3 protein-coding genes are annotated in these 2,745 nt (G+C 74.6%); 1 reads left to right on the top strand and 2 read right to left on the bottom strand.

The features are described from left to right. Positions 1–329 precede the first annotated feature (329 nt). Positions 330–1,142 carry a cellulose-binding domain-containing protein gene (locus ACZ6NC_RS01300; RefSeq protein ID WP_465727683.1) on the bottom strand — a complete coding sequence of 271 codons (813 nt, stop codon included), beginning with the start codon at positions 1,140–1,142 and terminating at the stop codon, positions 330–332. A 199-nt stretch (positions 1,143–1,341) separates the two neighbouring features. On the opposite strand from ACZ6NC_RS01300, the gene ACZ6NC_RS01295 reads away from it, so the two are divergent. Continuing rightward, complete coding sequence (locus ACZ6NC_RS01295) at positions 1,342–1,473, top strand: hypothetical protein (RefSeq protein ID WP_465727681.1); 132 nt, start codon at positions 1,342–1,344, stop codon at positions 1,471–1,473. 76 nt (positions 1,474–1,549) lie between these two features. Here the strand turns inward: ACZ6NC_RS01295 and ACZ6NC_RS01290 are convergent, their stop codons facing one another. Further along, entirely contained in the window at positions 1,550–2,638 is a 1,089-nt protein-coding gene (locus tag ACZ6NC_RS01290; RefSeq protein ID WP_465727679.1) for an aldose epimerase family protein, read from the bottom strand. Between the last annotated feature and the right edge of the window lie 107 nt (positions 2,639–2,745).

The raw sequence follows: 2,745 nt of genomic DNA, 5'->3' as shown, positions 1-2,745 counted from the left end.
GTCCGTCCGCCATGTTCAAAGGAGGCTTCGCCGCCCCCGGGACCGCCGGGACGGCACGGCTCCCAAGGGCAACGGCGCGACGGCCGCGGTGGCCGGCCGCCCCCCCCCACGACGGGTGGACTCTCTCGCGAGGACGGGGAATCACGCCGGAAACTTTCGGGCCCGCCGGAACGGCACCGCGCTCCCCCGGCGACCGGCCGGTGGGAGCGTCCCGCGGGCACGGGCGCCTTCTCCGGCGCCTCGTCACCACGGAGGCCGCCCGGGCACGGCGGCTTCCGCACCGGGCCGGTCCGTCCGGTCCGGTGCGGAAGTCCGCGGCCGACACGCGCTCAGGCGCAGGCCGCTCCGTTCAGGGTGAAGAGCGTCGGAGCCGGATTGGCGCCCGAGTAGGTGGCCTGGAAGCCGAAGCTCGCGCTGCCACCGGGGGCCAGGACGTCGTTCCACCCGGTGTCCCGGGCGGTCACCGTGCCGCCGGACTGGCTCACGGTGGCGTTCCAGGCGTTGCCGACCCGCTGGTCACCCGCGAAGCTCCACCCGAGGTTCCAGCCCGAGATCGTCGACGTGCCGGTGTTCTTGACGGTGACCGTCGCCGTGAAGCCGTTGCCCCAGGCGTTGTCGATCCGGTACCCGACCGAGCAGGACGCCCCGGACGGGACGTCGTCGTCCGGCTCCGTCGCCGTGAACGTCGCCCCCTGGACGCCGGAGCCGCCGACCGTGAAGGTCGCGCTGCCCGCGAGCGCGTCGGCGTCCTGGGCGGCGAAGACCTGGACCTGGTGCTGGTTCTCGGAGTAGCGCACGCCGTAGCCGGTGACGTAGGAGAGATCGAGCGCGTTGCGACCGCGCAGGTAGTCCATGGACTCCAACGCGCCCGTGCGGTAACGCCGTTGACCGGTCAGCTCGTAGGCGACGCCGAGCAGCATCGCATTGTTGGCCACCGAGCTGTTGAAGCCCCAGACGTACGCGGTGGCGGCGAGCGGTACGGCGTAGCCCTGGGCGGCCATGGTGGCCAGGTGGCCGTCGGCGGCCGCGGTCAGCAGGCCGCGCAGCCGGGAGACGTCCTCGGCGGGCAGGGCGACGCCGGGCACCGTGGCCATGGTGATCCGGCCGAGGGTCGCGGTGCCGCCCCACCAGAAGCCGTCCACCGGGCCGCGCGGGCGGCGGTCGCGCGGCCATGACCGGATCCCGAGTTCTCCGGCCCGTATCGCTCAGGCCGGTTCGGCCCTATTCTCGATCAGCTGCCCGGCCGGCCCGTGGGCGACAGAGGCGCCGGACTCACCGACTCGCCCCCCGCACGTCTCCGTGCTCCAGGTGCCGCACGGGCACGCACAGGTCGACGCCTCCATGACGCGTGGTCAGTCCCGTCGAGGTGCCGGCCCCACCGCGCTGGTCGACGTGCTGAACGGCGGCACGGTGGCCGCCGGCGGGCCGGTCCCCCTCGGGGTCTGGGGCGTACGGGTGTTCGTCGCGGACTGAGCACGCACGGGGAAAGGGGGCGGTGGACCCCGTCCGGCCCACCGCCCCCCGTTCTCCGCTCCGCGGAGCGCGTGCGCTACTCCACCGAGAAGCAGTAGACGGTCGTCGAGCGGAACTCCTCGCCCGGGCGCAGGGCGGTGGAGGGGTACTCGGGACGGCCCGGCGAGTCCGGGAAGTGCTGGGTCTCCAGCGCGATGCCGGCGTACGCCGGGTACGGACGGCCGGAGCGGCCCGTCAGCGAGCCGTCGAAGTGGTTGCCGGTGTAGACCTGGAGGCCCGGTTCCGTCGTCAGGCACTCGACGCGCCGGCCGCTGGCCGGGTGGCTGAGCACCGCGGCCCGCCGGAAGCCGCTCCCGGCCAGCACCCAGTTGTGGTCGAAGCCGGCGCCGGCCAGGCTGACCTGCTGGTCCCCGTCGGTGACGCGCTCGCCGATCACCGCCGGCTCGCGCAGGTCGAAGGGCGTGCCGGCGACGGACGCGACCGGGCCGAGCGGAATCAGTCCGCCGTCCACCGGCAGGTAGCCCGCGGCCTCCACCCCCAACCGGTGGTCGAGCACCGTACCGCCGCCCTCGCCGGCCAGGTTGAAGTACGCGTGGTTGGTGAAGTTGACGACCGTCGGGGCGTCCGTGGTCGCCCGGTAACCGATCCACAGCGCACCGGCCGGGTCGAGCAGGTACGTCACCTCGACGGAGAGGGCTCCCGGGAACCCCTGGTCCCCGTCGGGGCTGTGCAGGCGCAGCCGCACTCCGGCCCGCCGGCCCTCCCGGACCGGCACGCCGTCCCAGAGCCGGGTGGCGAAGCCGTCCGGGCCGCCGTGCAGGGCGTGGCCGCCCGTCTGGGTCGCCAGCCGGTGGGTCGTACCGTCCAGCGGCACGATGCCGTCGGCGATCCGGTTGGCGTAGCGGCCGACCGTCGCGCCGAAGAAGGCGGCTGCGCCGAGCAGGTCCTCGACGGCGTCGCAGCCGAGGACGACGTTGGCGAGCCGCCCGTACCGGTCGGGCGCGTGGAGGGCCTGGAGGCGGGCGCCGAGGTCGAGCACCTCGGCCGTGACGCCCGCCGGGGAACCGATGGTCCAGCGGGTGACGGACCGGCCGTCGGGCAGGGTGGCGAAGGCGTCCTGGGAGACGGTCAGTTCGCCCTCGGACACGAGTGCGTCACTCGACACGGGATCACTCCGTTGCTCGCGGGGCTGCGGGGCACGGGGGGGGGAGGGGGGGGGGGGGGGGGGGGGGGGGGTTGGGGGAAGGGTTCACCCACCACTAGGAAGAGGGG

It is taken from the genome of Kitasatospora sp. NPDC041988 (assembly GCF_055588525.1).
The sequence above is the reverse complement of the archived record's forward strand: the minus strand, read 5'-3'. Positions and strand labels throughout refer to the sequence as shown.

What these genes read in the sequence shown, in the direction of transcription:
- ACZ6NC_RS01295 (WP_465727681.1), top strand. Translation starts at nt 1,342, where the DNA reads ATGACGCGTGGTCAGTCCCGTCGAGGTGCCGGCCCCACCGCGCTGGTC.